At 39.6% G+C, this 24918-nt stretch carries 19 protein-coding genes, 1 tRNA gene and 1 pseudogene; 11 read left to right on the top strand and 10 right to left on the bottom strand.

Translation table 11 applies throughout. The annotated features are described in order from the left end of the window. Positions 1–562 precede the first annotated feature (562 nt). The 3 genes from CLV42_RS23710 (at position 563) to CLV42_RS23700 (ending at position 5456) form a co-directional block, all read left to right on the top strand. Entirely contained in the window at positions 563–2281 is a 1719-nt protein-coding gene (locus CLV42_RS23710; RefSeq protein WP_106604410.1) for an AAA family ATPase, read from the top strand. 446 nt (positions 2282–2727) lie between these two features. Further along, positions 2728–4518, top strand: a complete 1791-nt coding sequence (locus CLV42_RS23705) for an AAA family ATPase (RefSeq protein WP_106604409.1) — start codon at positions 2728–2730, stop codon at positions 4516–4518. A 2-nt stretch (positions 4519–4520) separates the two neighbouring features. Then, the gene (locus tag CLV42_RS23700; RefSeq protein WP_106604408.1) at positions 4521–5456 is read left to right on the top strand and encodes an HNH endonuclease; all 936 of its coding nucleotides are present in this window, start codon (positions 4521–4523) and stop codon (positions 5454–5456) included. Between the two features lie 176 nt (positions 5457–5632). Here the strand turns inward: CLV42_RS23700 and CLV42_RS23695 are convergent, their stop codons facing one another. The 4 genes from CLV42_RS23695 to CLV42_RS23680 all read right to left on the bottom strand — a co-directional run bounded on the left by CLV42_RS23695 (position 5633) and on the right by CLV42_RS23680 (position 8781). Beyond that, positions 5633–5959, bottom strand: a complete 327-nt coding sequence (locus CLV42_RS23695; RefSeq protein ID WP_106604407.1) for a hypothetical protein — start codon at positions 5957–5959, stop codon at positions 5633–5635. Positions 5960–6238: 279 nt separating this feature from the next. Further along, complete coding sequence (locus tag CLV42_RS23690; protein ID WP_106604406.1) at positions 6239–6991, bottom strand: hypothetical protein; 753 nt, start codon at positions 6989–6991, stop codon at positions 6239–6241. 852 nt (positions 6992–7843) lie between these two features. Then, positions 7844–8188 (bottom strand): hypothetical protein, encoded by a 345-nt coding sequence (locus CLV42_RS23685; RefSeq protein WP_106604405.1) that lies wholly within the window; start codon positions 8186–8188, stop codon positions 7844–7846. After that, positions 8185–8781: a hypothetical protein gene (locus tag CLV42_RS23680; protein ID WP_106604404.1), complete on the bottom strand. Its 597-nt coding sequence runs from the start codon at positions 8779–8781 to the stop codon at positions 8185–8187. The genes CLV42_RS23685 and CLV42_RS23680 overlap by 4 nt, the downstream gene beginning before the upstream one ends. 1036 nt (positions 8782–9817) lie before the next feature. Between CLV42_RS23680 and CLV42_RS23675 the strand changes: the two genes are divergently transcribed. The 4 genes from CLV42_RS23675 (at position 9818) to CLV42_RS23660 (ending at position 12571) form a co-directional block, all read left to right on the top strand. Then, positions 9818–10141, top strand: a complete 324-nt coding sequence (locus tag CLV42_RS23675) for a helix-turn-helix domain-containing protein (protein ID WP_211303521.1) — start codon at positions 9818–9820, stop codon at positions 10139–10141. A 468-nt stretch (positions 10142–10609) separates the two neighbouring features. Continuing rightward, positions 10610–10990 carry a plasmid mobilization protein gene (locus tag CLV42_RS23670; RefSeq protein ID WP_106604425.1) on the top strand — a complete coding sequence of 127 codons (381 nt, stop codon included), beginning with the start codon at positions 10610–10612 and terminating at the stop codon, positions 10988–10990. After that, on the top strand, positions 10987–12024 hold the full coding sequence (locus CLV42_RS23665; protein ID WP_106604403.1) for a relaxase/mobilization nuclease domain-containing protein: 1038 nt from the start codon (positions 10987–10989) through the stop codon (positions 12022–12024). The genes CLV42_RS23670 and CLV42_RS23665 overlap by 4 nt, the downstream gene beginning before the upstream one ends. A 28-nt stretch (positions 12025–12052) precedes the next feature. Then, the gene (locus tag CLV42_RS23660) at positions 12053–12571 is read left to right on the top strand and encodes a hypothetical protein (RefSeq protein WP_106604402.1); all 519 of its coding nucleotides are present in this window, start codon (positions 12053–12055) and stop codon (positions 12569–12571) included. A gap of 242 nt (positions 12572–12813) precedes the next feature. Here the strand turns inward: CLV42_RS23660 and CLV42_RS23655 are convergent, their stop codons facing one another. Continuing rightward, positions 12814–13329 (bottom strand): hypothetical protein, encoded by a 516-nt coding sequence (locus CLV42_RS23655; protein WP_106604401.1) that lies wholly within the window; start codon positions 13327–13329, stop codon positions 12814–12816. A gap of 179 nt (positions 13330–13508) precedes the next feature. Further along, positions 13509–13778 (bottom strand): hypothetical protein, encoded by a 270-nt coding sequence (locus CLV42_RS23650; protein WP_106604400.1) that lies wholly within the window; start codon positions 13776–13778, stop codon positions 13509–13511. 360 nt (positions 13779–14138) lie between these two features. Here CLV42_RS23650 and CLV42_RS23645 point away from each other — a divergent pair, with 360 nt between their 5' ends. Both CLV42_RS23645 and CLV42_RS23640 read left to right on the top strand, forming a co-directional pair. Continuing rightward, entirely contained in the window at positions 14139–14378 is a 240-nt protein-coding gene (locus tag CLV42_RS23645; protein ID WP_106604399.1) for a helix-turn-helix domain-containing protein, read from the top strand. 524 nt (positions 14379–14902) lie between these two features. Further along, complete coding sequence (locus CLV42_RS23640; RefSeq protein ID WP_170117623.1) at positions 14903–18526, top strand: PIN domain-containing protein; 3624 nt, start codon at positions 14903–14905, stop codon at positions 18524–18526. A 177-nt stretch (positions 18527–18703) separates the two neighbouring features. On the opposite strand, the pseudogene CLV42_RS34620 reads toward CLV42_RS23640, so the two are convergent. Beyond that, a pseudogene (locus CLV42_RS34620) lies at positions 18704–18853 on the bottom strand (hypothetical protein); the annotation flags it as partial. Between the two features lie 1030 nt (positions 18854–19883). Here CLV42_RS34620 and CLV42_RS23630 point away from each other — a divergent pair. Next, positions 19884–20459, top strand: coding sequence for a hypothetical protein (locus CLV42_RS23630; protein WP_211303520.1), 576 nt, complete (start codon positions 19884–19886; stop codon positions 20457–20459). Between the two features lie 687 nt (positions 20460–21146). Here CLV42_RS23630 and CLV42_RS23625 read toward each other — a convergent pair. The 3 genes from CLV42_RS23625 to CLV42_RS23615 all read right to left on the bottom strand — a co-directional run bounded on the left by CLV42_RS23625 (position 21147) and on the right by CLV42_RS23615 (position 24381). After that, the gene (locus tag CLV42_RS23625; RefSeq protein WP_106604395.1) at positions 21147–22256 is read right to left on the bottom strand and encodes an AbiH family protein; all 1110 of its coding nucleotides are present in this window, start codon (positions 22254–22256) and stop codon (positions 21147–21149) included. Between the two features lie 246 nt (positions 22257–22502). After that, the gene (locus tag CLV42_RS23620) at positions 22503–24071 is read right to left on the bottom strand and encodes a site-specific integrase (protein ID WP_170117622.1); all 1569 of its coding nucleotides are present in this window, start codon (positions 24069–24071) and stop codon (positions 22503–22505) included. A gap of 238 nt (positions 24072–24309) precedes the next feature. Then, positions 24310–24381: transfer RNA gene (locus tag CLV42_RS23615), tRNA-Met, on the bottom strand. Between the two features lie 88 nt (positions 24382–24469). Between CLV42_RS23615 and CLV42_RS23610 the strand changes: the two genes are divergently transcribed. Beyond that, positions 24470–24907 (top strand): hypothetical protein, encoded by a 438-nt coding sequence (locus CLV42_RS23610; protein ID WP_106604393.1) that lies wholly within the window; start codon positions 24470–24472, stop codon positions 24905–24907. Positions 24908–24918: the final 11 nt, after the last annotated feature.

Raw genomic sequence — 24918 nt, 5'->3', positions numbered from 1 at the left:
GAAGCGAAACTTCCGTATACTATGGATAGTTTTTAAAGATGTTCAGTGACCGATTGCGGAGAAAAAATTGATGACCGTTAATCTATACACAGTTTGACTAAAAGGACTTGCCTGCACCGCCTTTTCCTATTTTTTTGCCTCTAGGCGCTTCAAACGAGAAGGGAATTGGGAGAAAATCATTCATACAGGTATATCCAATGGCTATTGAGCGAATCATAATACCGAAAAACTATTGCTATTTCACCACTTTTATCGGCCTTTAACGGAACGTCGATCGAAGAATCATGCAGGTAAAGATGAACAAATTAGGGCTTAAAAAAAATACCAACTAGTTTGTATTTTTGTGAGTATTTATATAATCCTTTGGGGGTAAGGATAGTTATACGGAGGTAAATTGCTAGAAAAAATAATGGAAACATTTGGGTACTTTTCATTGTCAATTACGACCAATTAAGTTATAAACCTATAGAATACAAACTTTCATTAAATGGATGAATTGCTTCGGATTTTTGATGACGTCTATAATAGTGAGTATCTTTTTATTACGAAATAAACAAATGATATGGGAGCCTCTTTTTGGGTTAGTAGGCTAAAATTTAAGGGCGGACAAACCATTGATCTGGTTAAAAATTCAATAGTGATATTTGTCGGACCTAATAATGGTGGAAAGAGCACTGCGTTAAGAGAGATTTCGAAAGGAAATAAATTACCTAGTCAACATAAATACATATTCGACAAAATAAGTTTTACATCCTCAGGCACAAAGAACGAGGTTGAAAAAATGCTGCGTAATCGGCAACTTGGCGACTCTTATTCGTTCCCGGATAATATTCAAATGAGCCGATTTGGCTTATTAAATAAATGGGAGGAAGCAACTACGCAGGGATGGGATAACCATGTTGGCATACTTCCCTTCTTTGTTAAAGAATTTGATACCAAGGACCGATTACTGTTGGTGGAACCAGCGCCGAATATTGATTTGCATGAAAGGCCACATCAAAATCCTATACATATAATTAAGGCAGACACCAGAAAAGAGGAGGTATTTTCCCGATATTTTCGCAAGGCGTTTGGTGAAGACGTTATTGTGAATCATGCGGCAGGTGAAATCATTCCTTTACATGTGGGCACAAAGCCTACTATCACGAATGGGGAAGACCGCGTTTCGGGTACATATCAACAGAAACTACGTAGACTCCCGTACCTGCATGACCAGGGCGATGGAATGAAGAGTTTTGCCGGGGTCTTTCTCAGTCTTTATTCAGAAGAATATACTGTTAACATCATTGATGAACCAGAAGCATTCCTGCATCCTCCCCAGGCATTGCTACTTGGTCAAATGATGGGTAAGGAACTTAACAAGGACAAACAACTTTTTATAGGAACTCACAGTGAGCACTTGCTTAAAGGCCTGTTGGATGTTGCTTCGGAACGCATAACAATGGTTCGGATTGAGCGTGATAAAGCTGATAATAAAATAAATATCCTCAATAATGTAGAATTACAGGATATCTCCCGAGATTCACTTCTTCGACACTCAAATGTACTTGACGGATTATTCCATAAAAGAGTCGTTCTGGTAGAAAGCGATTCTGATAGCAGATTCTATAATACCCTATCAACCACATTATCTGAGTCGAAGAATGGTCAATCTCTTGATTTATTATTTATACAAAGTGGCGGGAAACACAGGTTCCCTGTGGTGGTGAGAGCCTTAAAAAAGCTTGCTGTTCCTATTATTGCAATAGGTGACTTCGATTTTTATCACGAGGAAAATCCTGCACGAGAGGTTTTTGAAGAATTAGGCGGTAATTGGGGTGTGATTCAATCTGATTTTATGAAGGTCAAGAGAGCAATCGACGAAAAGCGCCCGGGTTTGAATCCTTTGCAACTAAAGCAAGAGATTGATGGAATTTTTTTGCAGATAAGTGACAATATAATGCCAGACAGTAAGATAAAAGAAATTAAAAACGCTTTGAAGAGATCTTCTCCCTGGTCAGAAGCTAAAGCTTCAGGAAAGTCCCATTTGCCAAATGGTGAAGCATCGAAAGCTTTTGGTCGCGTACAGCAAGCCTTCGAAGAAAAAGGTTTATTTGTACTAGAGATTGGTGAAATCGAATCCTTCGACAAAACGGTAGGAGGCCATGGACCTAGATGGGTAAATGAAGTTTTGGAAAAAGATATTTTAAGATGTCCTGAGTTAAATGAAGCGAGAATATGGGTTGATAGAGTGATTTTAGCCGAAAATGACTTCTCCTCCAAGATCGCATGCGGCAGGTAAAATTTTTAGTTTTTATCCCGCCTAATATAATCGGTTGTAAATTTTTCCAACTGAGCGAATGTAGGATTTATTTCCCATCATTCACTAACAGAGTTGTTTTCCATTGCTTGCAAGTTACGGAAACAAGAACGCAAGGCTACATTTTCTCTTGTATTGGTCACTGACTTGGATTTGACTCAAAATTGAGCATCCTCCAGTGGCTTAAGATCGTATAATGTGCGGGTTTGTAACTATTCCTGGTGTAGGTCGTCCGAGGGGAACAGATGGAATGTAAATTTCAAAGCCGAGGTCGCAACTTCTCCTGAAAAGGTCCTCATGCACATTTATGGGTTTATCACCGCATATTTGTTTAATACGACAGAAATGAACGATATTAGCCTTATTTCAATAACGCTATTTTCGATTTGGCCGTGGCTATCGGAAATGCCTTTTAACCTAACCCTAGCATGCGCCTTAATTACATCTGGATTAGTTCATATAAAAATATAGCAAAACAGGGATTTACTCTGTCCGACGAATTTCGATATTACTATGATGACTTGACCGGTGAACTAACTATTGAGGACAATGAACGTTATATTCCAGACCTGTATGGTACAAATATTACCGCGCTTAGCGCTGTGCTGGGAATGAACGGCGCCGGCAAATCGTCCCTACTGGAATTCCTTCTGCTTAGATTAGGAACCCACAGCGATCATGCATACGTTACATATGAATATGGACTTGAGTGTATTGTCATTTTTGATAAGGAAATATTTTGCCATGACAACTTGCAGATCAGCAATGAAGCTGTATTAGAACGTGGGGGATATACTGTTCAGTACTTTAATGATTCCTTGGCTCAGATCAGCTCTAATAGAAAGTCTTCACAGATCGCTAAGAAGGCTAATAATATCTATGATTATTTAATGGTATATTACAGTAATGTATTTGACCAGCAGTATGTGTTCGATACCAAACCGTCTTTGAATATCTCCACTAAAGAGCTATTGTATATTGATGCCTACGAAGCGCCTGGCTTCCGCACTGCAACACTGTCAAAAGCCAGTGAAAGAATTAATCCGATAACCGCTCACAAATTGGAGGAGTTGCGCAGACAGATGGACTTTATTTCGTCTAAGATCGTAACCGCGCCCTTTAAATTGCCCAGTCAAATCGTGTTGGCGCTTGATGATAAGCGTTCGCTTAATTTCGGAAAAGATGATAAATGGTTTAGAAATAATGATTTGGAGGGAATAATGAAGGTGAAGGAATGGCTGAACAATATTAGCGATGGAGTGTCTGGTCGCCGTATCAGCCTCCATGATTTTAAGCAGTTTTTTGTTTGGCTTTTCAGATTTCGCCTATTGGTGGTTCTTGCAGTTCAGTATCCAGAAAGTTTGAAAAGGATAAGCTTTCAGGAGTGCAAGGATTTTGTATTGAATGATGATGATACAATTTTGCGTGGTCTATTACAGGAACCACTGGCGGAAGCCGTGTCAACGATACAATCTACGTTATTGAAAGTTATCTATAGTGCTAAGGTTCCGGAACACTGGCTTGTTTTTCATACTGGGAATATCTGGGAAGATATGGCTCAAATAATAGTGGGATTGGACAAGGATGATAGCCAAGAATTATATCAGTTGCTTGAAAACTACAAACTGGTTGTTGGGGGATATCACTTCCTTTCATTTCACTGGGAGGGTTTAAGTTCCGGTGAAAATAACATGCTGGTATTTTACTCCAGATTTTATTCTATCCGAAATAAGCCGGAGCTGATAAAAGCACAGCAGTTAATTATACTTATTGATGAGGGGGAAACCTATTTTCATCCGGAATGGCAGCGAAGGTATTTAGAAATGGTAATAGAATATCTGAGCGTCCTGTTTCAAGGTAAGGAAATTCAACTGATACTTACATCTAATTCCCCGTTTATAGCGTCCGATATCCCAAAGTCCAAAATTAACTTTTTAAAGGTTGACAATGGCCAATGTAAGGTCTTAAGTGGTGATGAGCTTGAGCAGATCGGAGAGACATTCGGTGCTAATATACATTCCCTTTATACCAGCGCTTTTTTTATCCCGGATACCTTGATGGGTGAATTTGCCAGAAGGCAGATCGATACAATAATTGAGACACTGAACCGGCGAGGGACCTCCATTTCTTCCTCCAGGATCCGGCAGTTAATTGAAATTATTGGAGAGCCAATTATTAGAAATTTGCTGCTTCAGATGTTGGAGAATGATAACCAATAGTTATGATACCAATTAGAATAAACAAAGTAGCCGAGTTTAAGACAGACCACCAGAATGCTATCATGGACTACATGGGAGCGCCATCCCGAAGGCGAAAACTTGCTGCCATCGACACCTGGCTAAAAAGAAATGCCATAATAAAACAGACCTTTGTAGAAATTCTGGTTGCCCCACCTGCCGACCTGAGAAATATGGCCAAACAGTTGGAAAGTATCCCCAAAGAGCTTCCGGCCTCGATACGGAGCTTGCGGGAGCTATATGAGAAATTTGCAAGCGAGAAGAAAACCCCCTTCAAGATTGGCAGCAATAAATATGGGGCCTATTCTTTCGTTCGCAGGACGGGTGTTACCGTATGTCCCTATTGCAATAGAAATTATGTAATAAATGTTCCCAATGCGAAGAAAAGAACTTCGCAGCTTGACCATATTTGGGGTAAGGACAAGTATCCACTTCTGGCTCTTTCCTTGTTTAACCTGGTTCCATCTTGTGGACCCTGTAATCATAGCAAGGGCGCTACTCCCGGAAATTATTATAATCCATATGATGGATCAGTAAAAAATTTACCCTCCTTTCATGTTACATTGCTCGGAAGTAATTTCTTTGAGAATTTGGATCACCTCCGAATAGATCTGAAGTATCCACCCGGATTCACCTCCCAAATCGAAAATATGTATATCGATAGGTTATATATAGAGCACCGCGACCTGGTACAAGAGCTTCTTAAGAAGAAACGCATCTATAATCATGTGTATTCCCAACAGCTGGTAAAGCAGCTGTCTAAATTGAAGGTCCCGGGAGGGTTACTTTTAAGGGATACTACCGATTTTGTGAATCTTTTCCTTGGAACTTTTATATCTCCTGATGAATTTCATAAGCGGCCATTTGCGAAACTCACCAGTGACATATGGGGACAGATATTCAAGAATTCAAAGATTTAACTCCTAAGTTGCTATTGTGTACCGTACGTATTTTGGTTGGTACTGCATTAGTACAGACCTGATACTACAATTAAGCCATCTTATCTCGTTTTTTCGACATTGCAGATCTTAAGTTTATATAGGTATTCTATAGAACGAGGCAGCGAGCGTTTGGGGGACGCGGTAGAGAAGAATTGCTAAGTAGTTGGGCTATAAATGTTAAGAATAGTGGATTTTAGCTGACCCTTTTCAACTAAGGCTTCAATTATTGGCTTTGTCCGTTTAAAATCAGATTCTTTCATTCCACTAGGCTTATTTCCGGTATGTAGGATATATGTAAATTCGTGAATAAATTCTCGGTATTCTTTTATTCTCCATTCCCAATCCCTGTATTGGCTTGCCGTATTAAATTTGATGCCATCAAGCCATTTTAGCTCATTTTCACAATGAATAAACAAGTTGGTGAAGTCTTTTTTAATGGCCTCTGCTATAAAGTTAGCAATCTCAAATCTTGATGTATCCATTTTTTTAGTTTATTGTAAGATAACGAAAAGAAATACTGTTAAGGCGTTAACTGCTGATGCCTATAGGCAAAGTCAATTAGAATTGGCATAACAATATTAATCTCCTTCTTGTTTTCGTTTAACCAATTCAAAAACTATCGTATAATTCAAAAGTTACGATCCCAAAGCTGAAAATGCCCCTTCTATGTATTTCTACTACCTTTTTGATTCTTAAAGTAAGACAGCTAGCTTTTGGGTGCTTCTGTAGCTTCGAAGCCTTGCCATTTACTCAATCGCAAACTACATGCTTGTAATTGGAAAAACGTATTGCTTATTTTTTTTCGTCATACTTCCGAATATAATTATGGAGGGCCTTTTTTTACAAGAGATCATAAATCCATCTCTAGGAGTAGCTTGCTCACCATAACATAAAAAGAAATAGTAAGGATCAATTTTCTCATTTAGAATTATAGGCATCGATCCTTCAAGTGTGCCAGCCATGACAATTTTTCCGTTACTGAAATTAGCACTAACCTCGTCTTTTTCCTTATAGGGAAATGCAATAAATGTAGAATCCCATTTACCAACCTTCGGTCTTACTTTAAAAACAAAATATCCGTCCACTGTAGAGGTATCAGTAATAAAATTATTAGGCATATCGATATCGGATAGGTCTTCCTCAGTAGGTACATTTACTGTTACCTCTTTTGCAGTAATACCTCCACTTTGGTTATAGGACGTTACAGTTTGGTCATTAACTATCGATTGGGTTGGCTTCACGTTATTGATTTTCATTTTTTCCGTAGCTACAGGATTTATTGTAATATTCACTTTGGACGAATCATTAGCAGTAAACACAGTAGATCCAGAACCTGACTCAATGTTATCTCTGCCCGCGTTATAATTTGAGCCTAAGTCGGAATCTTGATGCACTGGCTCTTTTTCCTGGGATTTACTGTTATTACAGCCATTTTGGATTATTCCCGTAATCGTTGCTGATATTATTGCACAGATTCCAGTAATCCAGGCCGTTTTTATTCCTTCTCTTGTCATATATTTATTTGGTTTGAAGACAAATGGTATAACATTTGGTGACTCCTGAAAGTTCCGTTGTCCGTCGCGGTGTAAATGTGTTTTCACCCTACTTTCCAGATAGAGCACGCGAAACAGCGCTTTTTCAGATCGCTGGTCTAAAACAGACCAGTCATGTTCCGATTTTAATCGGATCTGAGACAGATATTTTCCAGATAATTTGGTGATGGACTATTTTGGGACGAGCTTCATGAGAGGCTATAACCAGCAGCATAATGAGGAACAACTTCATAGCTTCGGGGTGTGAATGTTAATTGATATAGATTTATATAACTATTGCTTCTGGAAAGTTAAAGAATGGATACCACGAAATTGTTAACTCAATGTTAATGGGGGAAATGTGCACAATTTAATCATGGAGCAAAATCACGGTAAGCGGACAGTTTGACATTTGAAAGAGTGTGAAAAGCCAGACCTCAAATAGTAAAATTATAAATTTGTATTGAAATTGGATGGCTACTGCTATTTTAACTAAAATTGGGTGAGTATCTAATTTTTTATGTAAATGCCTTTCCCATTGTTGGAAACCATGCCGGCTAGGGAAGGGAAATGGCGCGTCAGCAGCGCCTTCTCCTGTTTCTAAAGTCGTTGTGAAGCACGACGCAATAAGCCGTTAAACACAAGAAATTTTATTGTCTGCTTACCTGTCTTGATTGGTCAGTTGCCGAAGTTCAGTCGCACTTGATAGTAGGAAGATTCGTGATATACTGACTGTCGACGAATTGGTACATTGTATTCTGAATGCCTCGATTTTATAAAAAAAATCATCCACAGAATTCGCTCCTGCTTGCAGCGATGTTCTTATTGCAAAGGTCAAGCAGCGGGGGAAATTTTCATGTATGCTAAAACCTGTGTCTGCAGCATCGCTATTTCAGTAAGTTTGTCATCAAACACCTTTAAACTTTGCTCATACTCTTTTACAGTCATTTCCAAATCTTTTTCTAGAGCTGAAAATTGCTCAACCGCATTGTTTTCTTTTAAGGTGTTGATCGCTCTTTTGTATTCAGCAATTTTTTGATTGTAAGCTTCCTCTACTTGTTTTCGTTCATCAAGCACAGCTTTTCGTTCATTGTCAAAATACTGATTAGTAATATTCACAAGTTCTTCTTGCAAGATATTTTGAAAGCTTTCAGTTTCCCTGTCGATACGTGCAGTCATGCGTGTTGATAGATATTCGATCTTTCTTTTTTTTCTTCCATTTTAGTTTCCACGTCTGTTACCCGTATTTTAGGAACTTTCGTCTTGATTTCAATTCTTTCCATATGTACTTCAGGGATGTCAAATTTGATTGCGATACGTTTTTTGCGAAGTTTGGGCATATCTAACTTGATTGATACGTCCTTCATGTAGACTTCTGGAACCATAACGTTTAGACATACCATTTCAACTTTTGGTTTTGGAAATACCTTTATAACCTTAGGCACTTTAGTTACACATTTTTCAACCATTCGAGTCGCTGGACCTTTAAACTTTATTTCTTCCAGATCCGTGTGAAGTTCTGGTACGTAAAACGAAACATCTTCTCTACGCTTTCTTATTTTTGGAATATCAAATTTGATTGATGTCGTGCGCCACTCGACTTCAAGTTTTGCTTTTGTGGTTATTTCAATAGCGTTTGCATCTTTATATTCTTTGTTAATTTGGTCGATGTCTCTTTGACCTTCTTCAATAATTTGGTTAACCTCAGCTTCAAGACTTTTTGCCATTTCTTCAGTTTTTGACTGTAGCAGTTGTTCTAAATCTTGGTCCATGTTGTTGTTTTTAAAAAGTAATGTATGTTGTTTTTGTGTAGGCCGTCATGAATTTTAAGCTAGGTCTAATGCTCTCATTAAATGAATGTAACTAATCTCAATAGTTGTTCCTACAATATGTCAATTACAGCATGATCAAACTGTAATTATTACAGTACGAATATTTGATTGGATATAAGCCAGTTTTTTTCGCGTTTTCAGCGCCCTTTTACATTAACGGTATCATACTTCATTGTTTCTTACTGTTGTCTATATCGACCTTCCTAGGTGCTACTTTCGTGAAGATAAAAGTACGTACTTTAGGTGCTGATAACAATACCAACTAGTTTGTATTTTTAACGTTTCGGTCTTCGATTTTGTCCTTCAGCAGTGTTTCGGGCCGTTGTCGTGCCTTTTGAAGGGCTACTTTCTCCAGTTATGTTGGCTTGTTTTCTAATCTTTCCATTTTTCGGACTGTTCGGCACTGTCCAGGCATATATTCGTTGAGCACAATTGGATTTATACCATGCGGTTGCCGTGGAACAAGATGTTCATATGTTATCTGTGACGTGTTTAAAACGTTGGTATTTTCAAGCAAGCTCAAAAAATGAGAGCTGAATATGATACGTATAAATTAAACTGATCTGTTCGTCCCAATGATCGCAACAGGAAAATGTGGGTTGAGAAGTGGATACTTTTGTTACTCATAGCGAGCGCCCCTTTTTTATTCTGAAGGTCGTATTTTTTTAAGCGGGGAAGGCGCTGCCGCCGCGCCATTCCCCGTACCCCTTCCCGGCGGGGTTCCAAACAATGGTTAGGCGTTTTGTTTATATGTTGATTTATTTCATAGTGATGACTCGTTTTAGTGAATTGTTGGATCAAATGATATCAAAGTGGTATAAGGTAGGTCAAGGAGAGTTCATTCCGTTGGATATTTCGTAAAATTTATTTATTATTGATATTACTTATTCTTATATGGAGTCATCACCCGCACCAGGTAGCTCTATCTCCGACTCGTGTTAGTTACGCAGTTATTGTTAATTCAAAATATCGTGAAATGGAAAAAGTGAAGTTGAAAAATGTGGGTACGATTATGACAAGTGTAATCAGAAATCAGTTAGTTACTCTCGAAGATTTGGATGAATTCAGAGAGCGCCTAATGTCAGAATTTAAACAGCTAATTGACGAGAAAATTTCCCCGGTAATGCCACGCAAATGGCTAAAGTCTTACGAAGTCAGGCATATGTTAAATCTATCTCCTGGCACCTTACAAAAACTTAGATCAAACGGCACGATTCCTTATACTCGGATAGGCGGTGCTATTTACTATGATCGTGAGGACATACAGCGATTACTTTCTACCAGTAAAATCCGTAGTTGAAAGGTCAGATCTATTAAAATGAAGTAGCGAGAAATGTCCATAACGGCAAGTATTTGCTACGGCTATACTTGCCGTTTTTATTGCAAAAAATGTTGGGGTGGTTTAAGCGTATTATCAATTGCTGCGGACAATTTGTCTGCCCTTAAATTCGCTCCCGAAGCATTTCTATTCTCGCTAGTTTTCATGTTCATCACAAGAATAATTGATCTATTGACTATTCCCTTAGAAATGTAGATTTCTGAAAAGGTTGCTTTATATAAGTAGATGTAGATGTAAAGACATTTCGCTGTATGTCCTCGTTCCAAGGATGATACTAGGCCCGGTAATCAAAAGGTCGCAAAAGGGTCTTGAAAAAATGTAGGTAGCCAGCTATGTTTTGGTAGTACCAAAACCTTCATTCACTCATGGCTTCGCATTCGTTCTTTTTTCATGCGGCCGCATTCAATGGGAATATTAAGTGCAATGAATATGGAGAGGAAGGATCTTAAGTCCCGAAAAAGAAGCGGAAGGCCTATAAAGGCAGAAAAGAGAAATCAGTTGCTTTCGCTTAAGTGTACGCTTGCTGAAAGAGATCTGATTAAAATCAAGGCAAACAGTGCCCGTCTTTCTATATCTGAATATCTGAGAGAATTGGCGTTGACCGGAAAAATTGACATGCGGATGAAGGCCTTGCCTTCCGAAATATTGTCTATCACGGCAATCTTAAATCACATGGCAGCGAATCTTAATCAGATTGCCAGGAAGCGAAATAGTAACGACGAATTGACTGTTATTGAAAGGGCTGAATTGAAGGTTCAGTCTATGAGATTAAAAGAATTGGCTGGAGAGGTAAAAACTTATTTTTTATGATTGGATACGTGGGAACCGGAGGGTCTTTTTATGAATGCATCAGGTATTGCCTGGAGGACAAAAAAGGACTGTCTGAGGATGACAAACAGTATCTTTCGGAGCGCGAAAATGTACAGCATAAGAATAGGGCCGAAGTGCTGTTTTATAATCAATGTTTTGGCAATAAATATGAATTAGCTAGAGAGTTTAAGGATGTATCCAGGTTAAGCAAGCGTGTGGAGAATCCAGTCTTTCATTTTGCGCTTAGACTGGCCCCGGGCGAGCTGTTAGATAAGGACAAGTGGATGGAGGTCGGGGCGGCGTGTGCGAAGGAATTCGGGGTTGCAGAGAATCAATATATCTGTATCCTTCATAAGGATACCAGGGAGCAGCATATACATGTAGTTGCTAACAGAGTTGGCTTCGATGGAAGGGTGGCCAGTGATAGCAATAGCTATAAGAAAATGGCGGCACTTTGTCGGCGGCTAGAGCGGCAATTTGAGCTTAAAGAAGTCCTGAGTCCAAGGGCATTTTTGCCTCCTCATGAGCGGGTCAAGAAGAGGGGTGATACTCGCAGAATTAAATTAGCAAATGATATAACGCGAACGCTTGTGAAAGTGAAGTCTTGGGAAGAATTTGCTAAAGCTATGGAAGAACTCGGATATGTGTTGGTAAAAGGAAGGGGAATTGTTTTTATTGATGAGAAAAAAGTGAGGATAAAAGGGAGTGAAGTTGGCTTTTCCTTGTCAATAATCGAAAGGTTTTTTAGCCATAGAAGTGATATTGAAAACAGAAATGACGTTCTCATTGCTGATCCTCGGACGGAAAGTAACAGACCATCTGCCGCTGATTTATTAGCGAACAGTAATAGCAGTGGAGGGGAAACAGTATATAAATTAGAGGACTCGAATATTACTAGGGAACTTAAGAATATTTTAGAGTTACTCTTGAGGCCAGAATATATAGACAATCATATCCCATTTGAAATGATAGAGGCTGGAATGAGAAAGAAAAAAAAGAAGAAGCGTGGATACAACCGTGGGTTAGGGCATTAATTAGTATATACAGAAAAAAGGAGTTATTATGGAGGAAGAGAGCTTAATTATTGTTCTAGAAGAATTGACTCATGAACAGAAAAAGCAGGCAAATGCCGCTAGTGAAATAGTGGTGGCTGTAAAAGACTTAAAGCTGCAGGTTGACCAGCTGCAAGAAAAGCTTCTTGCTACCCAATCGTCCAATGATAGATTAGACAGCAGTATTATTCAAAGGGTTTTGAAAAAGGAGCTGTTAGATTTTAAACTGTCAATCATTAAGCAGCGGCACAATGTAATACACAAATTTCAGGTATTACTATTCCCTGAGCAGGATCATAAATTGTTCTACAAAGTTGTTTTTGGGCGTTGGTTTCTCTGGATTATAATGATGGTATTCCTTAATTATAGCTATAGATTTTTTTTGAAATGGACTGATGACAGGAAGGAAGCTATTATTAGGCAATTAGAGGTGGATCAATATCGTAAAGCTTGGACAATCTATTATCGTCAGCAAAGCAAGTCGAAAAAGAGGCAACTGGACAGCATTTATTACAATATTGCTAGATAGGATCTTTGTTCGTGGATTGAAATGAGGATGTATTAGTTAAATAAAAAAAGAGGATGACGGCCCTAAGCAGGGCCGTTCTCTTTTTCATCATGACTTTGACCTAGCAATTGCAGCATGCGATTGTTGGTGAGCTTATTTTCCAATGAGTTCATCGGCCCTGATCCGTTCTTTGCTCAGGGGACTATCATGCCGTTGCAAAAGCTGGAATTGTTCCTTTTCTTAATATTGAGCAGAAGTACAAATTACCCGATCATTATAAACCGTTCTTCCAGCGCTTGGTGTGAATAGGTTTTAAAAATACAATCGACTTCCTCATCTACTTGCTGCGGAGTATTGAAGACTTTTAGTAGATGTTTAGTTGTATCGTATATATGCCACTGGCGAGTAACAATAATATTGTGGCTGTCTATTACGATATTTCTCATATTGAGCAGATAAAATGTTATTCTCGTAGGTGCGAACTTCCGTTCTGAAGTCCAATCGGCAAATTCCTTATCGCTTAATGCCATCGGGTTAGGCACAAAGTAAAGTGGTCCCAATGGTGTTTGTATCTTTACCAGCGGTATGGGCCCAATGGCTGCGAAATAAACTTTAAACCCTCCCTTATTTACAAGCATTGCATGCTGTTTGGGGGTTTGGGTATAATAGCTAATGTTAAAGAGCGTTGTGGTGAAGTTGAGGTAGTGGCCACCTGTTGTGGTACCATCAGGCATGGGAATAGGAAAGACCTCCCCAACTGCTACTTGTGGTGCGTTCATAAAACTTTGTTTTGGATGTTGATGGAATAGGAAAGTGGTACAGGGTAGATACCCTGCAGCCATGTTGTTACGGAGCCAGCGTTAATGGCTCTTATATACCCTTTGCATCTTTATTATTGGATAATTGTTGTCCGGCGTGAGTCTACGTGCCGAGCTCAAGTTCAGGACCCGCTAACGAGTCAATTCAACTGTTTGCGTTTGGAAATTAAGACTTCGCATTCTGAGATAGCAGCTTTAAGCTTCTCAATGGCTATCTGAGCAATTTTGTCCTTCTCTGCATTACTACATTTAGGACCATCATGCCTTACGCGGCGATAATACGTGGGGATGCTGATGCCACATTCTTTCGTTATTTCGTCCCTGAATTTGTTGGGAATGGCATAAAAAACACAATGCACCGATTGTAGGAAGGAGCATGCGTTCAAAGCTGATTCTTTGACTTTTTTCATTGATTTTGCATTTAAACAGGACACATGAATGCAGAAACCAACGTCTAAAAGAAAACGTGGGCCTCTACGTTGATGTTCCCTGGCACTGCCCAGCGCCTTGACCAAACAACGCGAGCGCCCACGCTAGTGCATGGCGCTACTCGACGTTGCCTTGTGGTCGTTAGAAATGGGCAGTTTCGGGAACCAAGACAATTTCGATGCGAAAATCTTTATGAAGATCGCAAAGCTATATAAAATTCTTTATTGCTAATGACTTTAATCCATTCGAGCTCAGTTTAATAACTGCAAGCTAAGAAAAAATACAATGCGGTGTAAGATCGGACTACACTTTTTTTAAAAAAACATTTCAACTTCAATTTGATGACAAACAAGGAAGATCAAGACTATCAGTATATTTTAGACCGTATAGCGGTCAGGTTGATAAAATACCGCAAGGATAATAACCTCTCATTGCGCCAACTTGCTGCTGATACTGGCTTAGACCATTCCTGGCTTTCTAAAGTAGAGCAGGGTAAAAAAGACCTAAGACTTGTTAGTATCTATAAATTAGCCGAGCGCACAACAGGGGATATATTATACTTTCTGGGAGAGGAGGAATGAAAAAAGAATGAGTTTTTGTTGAAACTCATTCCTATAGTTGAGCCTATTACGCAGTCTGTACCGACTACTAAATAATTTCCGAGGATGTGCAGCCGGTCCCTTGAAATAATGAACTTCGTTCAAGCTTCTTTATCTTTATGTATAAGCAAGTTGTCTTGAAAAGCGTTTGGATTGGCCGTAACATGCTGAGGTGTCATATGACCGCTAACTATACACTGACTATAGCTATAGCTCTAAAGTAGGCCGTTGAAGTTCCATTCGAAGTGATTGAGCGGTGGCGTAGCGTCCTTGTGGATAGCAATGCAGGTGGAAAAAAAAATCACAAGAATCCGCGCCCCGACTGCCTAGCAGTTGAATTGCCTTATTCAACCTAGTGTTTGGACAAACACCGCTATAAAAATGCACGTTTTCGTGTAAATTACGTTTTTATATTGCTGATATAGATGAGTAAGACAAAGATTAGCCACATTGACCGCTGGGCCATATGGCTGGGACATAACCGGAAGTGTTGCTATTGCGGGGACATGCTGGAGCTAAATAATGTGCATATAGATCACGTTATTCCGGAGTCTTATACCCAAAGACCGGAATTGGTAAATATACTGAAGGACCTTGAACTGAACCCTGATTATGACCTAAACAGTCCTGAGAATCTAGTGCCCGTACACAGTCATTGTAACTTACAAAAGGGTGATCTGATATATAAATCTAGTTCCATCCGCCACTATCATGAAGTTGCCAAAAGCAAATATCCTGCGATCAGTAAATTAATCAACGATTTTCGGCAGAAGGCCCAAACGGACACACAGAAAGCCAAGGTGCTTGGAAGTATAGAGAAGGGAATCGTGGAGCCAGAAGCGGTATGGAGCGTGCTTAGAGGAACGGGATTTGCACCGGAGGACCTGTTGGATGTCTCTGATATCATCGATGATCTGGCCCAATTGATGAAAACCCATAATTATTCCCAAGCTATTGCAGCCCTGGAGCAGGTCAAAAAAAATCGCTGGCGCCAATTATCTGATCAGGCCAGGTACAAGCTGACACTTAATTATGGGATAGCCTATTTTAATCTGGATGAAAAACTGCTGGGAGCAGAATATTTCATAGAGCTCCAGAACTACGCTTCCAAAGATGACGCTGCAGCCCTGGGGTTTATTGCTTTAGGATACGCGATTAAAGAGGATTTTACAAATGCGGCCGCCCTAGCTGAAAAATCACTGACCATTGATCCGGAAAACCAGAATGCGGCTCTAGCATTGGTATTTATACATAAGGGGAACATTACACCGGCTACTTTAGATCAGTTGATACCGGTAGCGCTTCAAAAAATCCCGGTGGTAGGTATCAACATAGGGTTAGCGCTTGACAAACGGAAATATTTGGCGGAAGCATTTAGAATCTATCAGGACCTGGATAATAGTTATGAACAGATCGATATTGTTAAATGTGAGATCTTGAGCCAGTTGGCTAATAACAGGATTCTTACGCTTTCACTAAAAGGAGCCCACTGGCTGGGCCAGTTCAATCAAGAGGACAAAGATCTATTGTTATACGCACTGGAAAAATTCAATGGCGCCCTGGAGATCATTAAAAACACAGAGTATGCCGCTTCCAAATGGTATCTGCTGACCAATCGGGGTGTTGTCAAAAGAGCATTGCAGGACAAAGCAGGCGCAATAGCCGATTTTAATGCCTCTTTGCAGCTCCGAAAGAGTTTTCTTACGTACAGACACCTGTTTAACCTCTGCCAGGAAGATAAGGGTAAGGCTGAGGAATTAATTGCAGAGATGGAAGGTCTGTTCCTTACAGATCAGGAACGTCAGCAGTTGCTTATTTCAAAAGCGCAGTTGGCCCTACAACATCGCCAGATAAGTGATGAACTAATATCTGCATTTACTGTGGAGCTGGAAAGTATTACATCTGCTGAGGAAAGATTATTCTGGCTCAATATCCTGGTAGAACTGTTATTAGCCCGGAAATTGGTGGATAATGCCATGATCTTTGCCACGCAGATGATCGAGGATGAATTCGGTGCTAGTAGCGGTCATGTGATCAGAGCCAAAATTTACCACCTGAACAAGGATAGTAAAGAAAAGATCATTCAGGAACTGGATGCAGCCAATTCCAAGCTCGGCACCACAGCCGACATAATAACGGTTGTGGACATTGCCGACATGCTGATGTTATATAAGGACTATCAGAAGGCTATTGCGGTGTTGCTCCCGCATACTGATATTCACCAATGTTCTGAGTTAACTAGAAAATTACTGAAAGCTTATTTCGGAGCAGGTAACCATAAGCGCTGTATTGAGATTGCAGAACCATTGTTAGCGGAAGATGAGAACAATACTTTTTTGATCGAGTATTTGGTACAGATATATGATGCTGCTGGCTTATACCGCAAGGCAATTGAATTATTGGAGAAACAGTTGTCAGAAGGTGCCGACGAGCGTCAGATCAGGGTTAATCTGGCCCTATTACATACAAAAGTTGAGGAATTCGAATCAGCGCTCAAGTTGGTGGAAAACATTGTCGATTTCAAAGGTATTCCGCTTAGTTTTCAGTTTCTGATCGTGGATATCTTTGAGAAGTCCGGTAACTATGCAAAGGCTTCATCGCTTGCTCTTCAGATAAGAAATGACAAATATAACGATGGAGAAGCCCATCATTACTATTGTAATTATATGTTCAAGCGCCGACGTAAAGCAGAGATGGAACCTAAGCCAGCGGTCATCGGTCTTAACACGTTTTTCAAAATAGACACTGATGATGCTAAGACGATAGAAAAGGTTATTGTAGCGCAGGCCTCCAGACATAATGAAATAGATCCATCTTCAGGTTTGTATCAGAAGGTGCTGGGCAAAGAGCTAGGCGATACGATTGTTTTTGGAGGGGATGATTACAAGGTTATCAATATTTTAAGCATAGAAGCACACGCTTTGCAGGACTCCTTGGCGCAGATAGAAATATTTTATGGTGATCAGAGCCCGATCAAATCGTTTAAAGTGAGGCCGGATTCTGGAGGCGACCTGTTGCATCAAATGAGAAAGGCCATCACACCTTTTTTGGAGGAGGCAAAACGGTTGGAAGATTTTTATAAAGAAGGTATTACCACGATTGGTTGTAATGCCACAATCCTGGGCATGTCGCCTTATAAATACTGGCAGAAGCTTACGCGTACGCCTGAGCCGGGAATTTATTCCTTGGATGATAATGAGACAATAAGAGCTTCTGTCACAAGCTTCAAGGAAGGCGCGTCGATGGTCATTGATTTGACGGCGCTACTATCACTTTTTTACATCGACGGTTTAAAGTTGTTAGAGCTGTTTTCCAGTCAAATGTATATATCCTCTCTAACGGTGGCTCATATTGAAGCGGAAATTGCAGAACTTGCTGAGTTAAAGACGGGTCAGTTTGTTAGTCATACCGAAGAAGTGAATGGTAAGGTGGTGACTACTTTCGAAGAACAGGCGGAGCTGGAATCGAGGTATCAAAGTATGCATGAGTTGCTGGAGGTTATAAAAAGGAGATGTGATATTATCTCACCAGAAATCAGTGAAGACTTTTTTAACGATAGAGAAAGAAACCGTACATTAGGAGCAAGTTTTAATGCGACTGCCCGAATCGCAAAAGATAAGAACGCGATTCTATATGCCGACGATCAGGTGTTTAAAGTCCTGATCCGCAATGAACAGGTGGTGAGCTGCATGTCAACCCTAGTATTGTTAGAGTTGCTGACGAATGATAGTAAAATGAGTTTGGCTGAAAACAGGGATTATTTATACCGTTTAGCCCTGCTTAACTATCGGGAGGTTCCCATGTCAGCAGATATTCTTTACAAAATTGTTGTTCACAACAGTCGTCTCTTAACTAGGCAGGTCATGAACTCACTTGATATGTTAAGCTCCTTATATTGTGATACTCCTAACGTCTTGGGTATTTTGATCGAGTTCTTATATATGTTATACAGCACCAACCGGGTGATCGGCCCCCGGACTGACATAGCCGAGTATGCTGTGGCCAAGGCATTTTCCGGCAGGAACGTTGCGAAGATGAAGGAGGCATTATTGTTCAACCTTAAAAGAAAGTTTTCAGTATTACCGCTTGAGTATAATGAGCTAAAAAGAGTTATCAACAAATTTTTCTAGCAACGGCCGATGCCTATATACTTTAGTTCCACACTCGGATTTTTCGTTACCAGTATGATCCGAAAAATGTTATCACCTAAATGTTCTATTCCTATTCACAAAATGCTACAGTTGAAACTAACTAATAGCATACCTCTAAAAGTCCGCATTGTCGGTGCGTCTTTGTCCTATTGATACTTATCTATTTCCCCGCGGATTGCGTAAGTTCCTTTTCTTTTTTTCCAAAAGCCTTTCAATATCCTTATAGTCATAGTGTAGTTCGCCTCCAAGCTTCGTATACGGCAATGTTCTATTTAATCGTAATGTTTGTAATGTTCCAGCAGAAACATTTAGTAGTTGTCATACCTTAAATGTTTCAGCCACTTCTTCGGTTCTTCGTTGTTACCTAGCAGAATAAGTAAGTATTTCATATAAGGGCATTTATTGAATGTATAGACTTTAGGGTGTAAGTATATTTAATATGTCATTGTGAATTTACCAGTTATAGGTGGCTATGGCAAATTGTATAGCTGGAACAATATGATAATTGGCCTTCCAATGATTGTAAGCTCATGTAGGACCCATACAGTATACGTTCTCGGTGAAAGCAAAATTTCCTAACATAGTAGGAGAAAAGAGACAAGCAATACTCTCAATCAATGTATTTTCGGTGTATGGCAGCTCCTCATAGTCGGGAAAATCTCTTTCTTTAATATATTCCAAGGTATTTGTGTTTAAATTTTATATAGCTGATGTTTTTGTCAAGGTCACAGTCAATTTGCAGTGGAGATCTATGGATTAAATGCCATCGACTATTTAATGAAACCGATTACTTGTTATCTCTTTTTAGAAGCCGTTGCAACATACCGCTTAGTAAAGGAGACAGCTGATCATGCGGCAAAAGATGATGTAAGACCGCTATTCTTAAAAGATTCCTTTTTAGGGCAGGTCAAGAAAGTAAACCAAGAGGGGACTATTTCACTGGCAATAACCATACAGTGCAAACTATGAGAAGCTACTCAAAATTCTATAATACAGTTAAATTATAAGATTGTCACTTCTAAATGGTGGTAACTTCAACTTCCCAAATCTCAATAACTCTTTTCACAGTCATACGCCTATAGCTAAATATAGACGGAAAGTATATTAGCCATAGTTCCTGGCAGAAACCATATTCATAAACAAATCACTATTATATATGCGCTTATTACTAGTTATCTCAATGCTGCTTATACCCATTGCACTTAAGTCTACTTGTATTGTAATTATCCGGATAAATGATAAAGTATATATAGCTTCTGATTCGAGAAGGAGAATCACCAAGAATACGTCTAAAGGTATAAGAATAACGTATGACACTATCACCAAAGTGCATGAAATGAATAAATGCGTAATTGCCATTGCCGGACATTTTGACAAACAACTATATGAAATGGCCACTTCTAGCCTTAGACAAATAAGCGTATTTGATAAAGCAGTCAAAGCATTTGAAGAAAATATGAAAATCAGCTATTCAGGACTTATGAGCAGCGAGAAAATACACAACCGTAATAGCTACTTGGGTTATTTAAATAATCGTTTGGGGTCGGTTGCATTCATCACATTTATAAATGGCCAACCGATGTTAGAGATATTAGACTTTTTGTTGGAGGAAGATAAGTTGGGTAAGCCAAAAATTAAATGTAGTAAACGAAAATGTGATGATAGGCAAACACTAGAAGTTCTGGGGGAAAGCTTTCATATAGATCAGCTTAGCGACGCACAATATGATATGCTATATAATAGATTCATAAGTCAACCAGATTTACTAGCTGCTGAATTTGTCTCCCTTGAGGCCGGATATCATAAAGAATCAATTGCAAAGCCTATTGATAGATTTCTATTGACAAATCACGGTTTTCAAATGCTTTCTCCGAAAAGGAGAACCAATATAAAGAATCCATACAGATATTAACATTAGACGATAGGGCTAGACTTTGTTCACTGATAAGTCAAAATCGACCTCTGCGGCTAAGTATACTCTCGCCTTTGGGACCGGATATTCCTTGCGAACAAAAGGTCCGAATTCAGACAATTGTATACTTTCCTTTTTTCCGCAATAATTCTTAATATTTTATGAGGCCGGGGTGCATCATACTGATATTCACGATCACTATCATAATATTCGTAGGCATGGGTATAGTTATCCACAGGTTTAAAGACCATAAGCCCCGCGCCGGATGACGGAATCATTATATAGAATGATCGTTTATAATACATATGCGAAATAACACGCTCGTATTCTTTCAACCTGATGGAAACTGACCTGGACCCCTAATTGTTTTGGACCGAACGTTATTAAATGCTTCTTTTCAAACGGTACAGCCCGTAATATAAATATGTCAACTTATAATACCTTTAGTGCGCTCTAGGATTTGAGGCGGAGTAAGTACCGATGCCTGCACTTCTATATCAATATTATGCGTCCTTCCCTCAATACAAATATCCGGTCCATTATGTCCATTGGTTTTTCCGAGGTCATAGACTTAACATTATCCTTTAGTGACATGTTATGTTAGTTCATTGGGAATACCTTAATTAGTCAACCAACGTTTACAAAAAATGTTGACGGTGGGTGGACCTCTCAGCCAGTTATTTAGATTTAGTTAACTTGGTTAGCTTGTGGCATTGATTCGCAATAAGGGAAGGGAGTAATTTTTTCACGCATTTGAGCTTTAGAATCGAAATGCTTGGAGATGTCTTCAGTCAATCTTTTAAAGTTATTTTTCGTAGTATTTCCGTGGTAAAAGATCTTAATGGCAGCGCAATTTTTGTGTTCAAATATCATTTTGAGCATAGTTCTGTCTGATAAGCCACAAGAATGCCCTAAGGTAAATACTTGATAAGCATCCTGACCGATAAACTTTATTAAATCATGGTAATTTTTTGTCCGAGTATACCAGAATGATTTTAAATGATCAAAGCACCCGTTGATTCCAGAATTCTCAATGTTCTTGTAATGTGAGTCCACTTCATCTCCGAATCCGAATACGATAGGATTACTAGGTTTCTGCAATTCTCCATGTATATAATTAATGGAAAAATTGCCAGAGTTACGAATATTATCAAGATATATCTCAGGAGTAGAAGTGTAATTAAAATTTAAGATTAACGTGCGCGAGGGTTCAATTGTTCCGCCAACAGCCGACATTTCAGGTATCTCTTCCAAATTAATTGATTGACTAAACAAATCGGAATATTTGTCTGTTCGAAGGGGCTTAGGTAATCGGTATAAATAGGCTTCTAGTGCTGAAGTTATTTCACCCATTGAGTCATTTAGCTTTTTAATTGATTCTCCCTTTCCCGATCTATGCATAGGAGGGGATATTATGTTTTTCAATTGACTGTAGTATTCATTTTCGATTTCAACCCAGGTCGCCAAAGAGCATTGTTTCGCAAGATGAAGCCAGAAGGACGATTTCAAAGACACAGTGTAGACGTCTCTGGGATACGCAAATCCTTTAATGCGAACTTTGTTTTCTAATAAATCAGCTAGGGTGTTTTCTTTATAGCAGTGATCAATTAGCGAATCAAAGTCAAAACCTCTTCCATGTATCGGTATTCCTATGTCAAATAAGCCACTTTGATATGATTTGGTTGGTTGTAAGCCACTAAAGGAATGTTTAAGGTGCCCGAGTAAGAAGCTATTATAACTAGTATTTAAATTATGAGCTAAATCAAATCCATTTCCAATTAATATCAATCTATTCATTTTTTTTCATTTATCCCTTTCGCAAGAATTATTCACAAACTATTTGCTTCAAACTACACAAAAATATTTATAAATGTGTACTTTTTACGCATTTATTGTTGCGTTCTGTAATGACCCAATATTGTAATGCCTAGTAGGTGGGAAAAATTGGTTATGTAAGGAACAAATGCCGGTGTCAGTTAATGTAAACTATGGTAACACTATAAACGGTCAACCATTTTGAATAGAAGTTGACCGTTTATAAGTTTATTTGTCGTCAGCTACGTATGCTATGCGGAGCGGGGTGGTTATACTGTGATTTTCCACTTTGTTGTCAGTTGAATGATCTGGATAGGAAATATGTTTCTTCCTAGTTAACTTCGTCCCCTTTCCAAACAGCTTCTCCTTCACCATTCCCATACTCTCACTAATCTTCCTCTTATTCGCCTTAACATAGATCTCCGTCGTTTTCACTGACTTATGCGACAGCATTTTTCCGGTGGTCTTAATATCCACCCCGTTATTAAACACAACCTCATTTGCAAAGAAGTACCGCCACTGATGGCTGTGGTTAATAATATTAACCCCTGTCTCAGTAGCAATCTCTTTAATTCCCCGGTTATACGCCTGATTAGTGGGCACTGGTAGGAGGCGGTTTCGGCGTAGGCATATTGGATGATCTTTGTATAGCTCAATGATCTCCAGTGCGAGGGGTAGGAGAGGCAAGCTTACATCTCCATCTGTTTTTTGTCGCTTTTTCTCAATCCACAGCTCTCCATCCGATCCTTTCACAATGTCCTTTGGGCTAAGATCAAATACTTCCTGATAGGCTAGCCCTGTCATTCCGCAGAAGATATTAATATCCCGGATTTCTCGAAGGCTCTGCTTAGACAGATCCGCATTAAGCAATGTCACGAACTCGTCCATACTCGGCCAGAGTTTGTCTGGCTCAATGTAGCTACACTTAAACAGGCCGAAAATATTCGCTTGTAGCCAACCATTTGCCACCGTCCGGTCAATAATCTCCTTCAGACATTGGCAGTACTTAGTTGCTGAATTCTCGTTCACTTCCCATTGAACCAGCAGGTAATTAAACAAGTCAGTAATGAATTTATACTCCAACTTTTCAACAGCGAGATCATCTGCTTTATATCGGTATCTAATAAAGGAGAGATACCGATTTTTCCTGCCGATCATTTTCTCCAGGCTATTCGGAGAACGATTGCCGCTGAACGCCAGCAAAAGGAAGTTTAGTAGATACTCATCAATCGCCAAGACGAGTGTCTTGTGATGACTCTTGTTATCAAAGATAGCATTTGCCTCTCTGGTAACGACGTCCAGCCTTTTTTTAATACCATTCCGTCGATCTTCAAGAATGATCCTTTTCTCTGATGAAGGCACCGCATCAAATTCATACGCCTTCTTCTCAAACTTGCAATATTTGATATAATCGCATATCAGCGCATCCAGTCGTTCACTAAAAGCCAGATTGGCAATTTTTTGTTGCTGTTGATCTTTACCATTAATAGGGGAGCGGTAGGAGTCTAATACCAATTTCGGGGTTGCCAGGCCATGTAACGCCTGTACGAGGTCAAAATGCCGCTGGAGATCGGCCTTCATTAGTTCCAGGGTCTTGTTATATTTCTTGTAGTCCGGGTTACCGGCGGTGACCTGTTTTCGTTCTTTATCCCAGTGTTCGTCTTTGATCTTAATTCCGGAGGTTATTTCATCAGAAATGCCATCAATGGTAACCCGGAGATAAATAAATACCATCCCGCTTGCGGGATTCTTCTTCTTGCGGTAGACTAGTACCGACAAATTCTGCTTTACGTTCATTTTGTCACATTTAAGCGTTAAAAAAATTCGCTCTTCAAACCCACCACAAAGCATATCATTTTGCCGCGTGCCCCACAAAGATAGGCACCAGAAAGGTCACCGAAAGGGGCACCATTTCACTTGATTTTATTTAAGCTACTTTAGTATCCAAAACCCTCCGAAACCCGCACCAGTCAAAGTTTCTCGCACAAAAAAAGCGCGACTTACATCGCGCTTTCGTGAACCGGGACTTTTTTTGTAGCGAGGAGAGGATTCGAACCTCTGACCTTCGGGTTATGAGCCCGACGAGCTACCTCTGCTCTACCTCACAATGAGGGTGCAAAGATGCATAAACGATTATACTTTACCAATTTTTTTTTTGACTGGACCTTTATGCAGGTACAACCTATCTTTACAGGATGTTTGACATACTAGATAAATACAAAGAGCAGGGCCATTTCTTCCTCACTCCGGAACAGGATCTCCAGACGGTATGTAATGCGCCAGCTGGTAAGAGTGGCGTATATGTCATCTATGCATTAAAAAAGGGGAGAGTGGAGCTGATCTACATCGGACATTCCGGAAAAATTGAAAAGGATGGTTCAATCTCAAACAGAAAGGAAGGAATAAGTGGTCTGAAAGATGAAATCATCAAAGGCCAGCAGTTTGGTAAGACGCCGGCACATATAGCATGGAAAAAGCAGATGACCCGGGAAAATATTGAGGCATTAAATATATACTGGTACGTAACGTGCGATACCGGATATACAGATTGCCCCGAAGTTTTAAAGCGGAGCTTATTAAGACAACACCAGGATATCTTCGGGGTATTTCCAAAGTGGAATAAGTCTGTTTAGCAGCTGATCCA

Origin of the sequence: Chitinophaga ginsengisoli, assembly GCF_003014595.1 — a bacterium.
Taxonomy (GTDB): domain Bacteria; phylum Bacteroidota; class Bacteroidia; order Chitinophagales; family Chitinophagaceae; genus Chitinophaga; species Chitinophaga ginsengisoli.
Note: the sequence above shows the minus strand (reverse complement) of the source record. Positions and strands in the feature narration are given on the sequence as shown.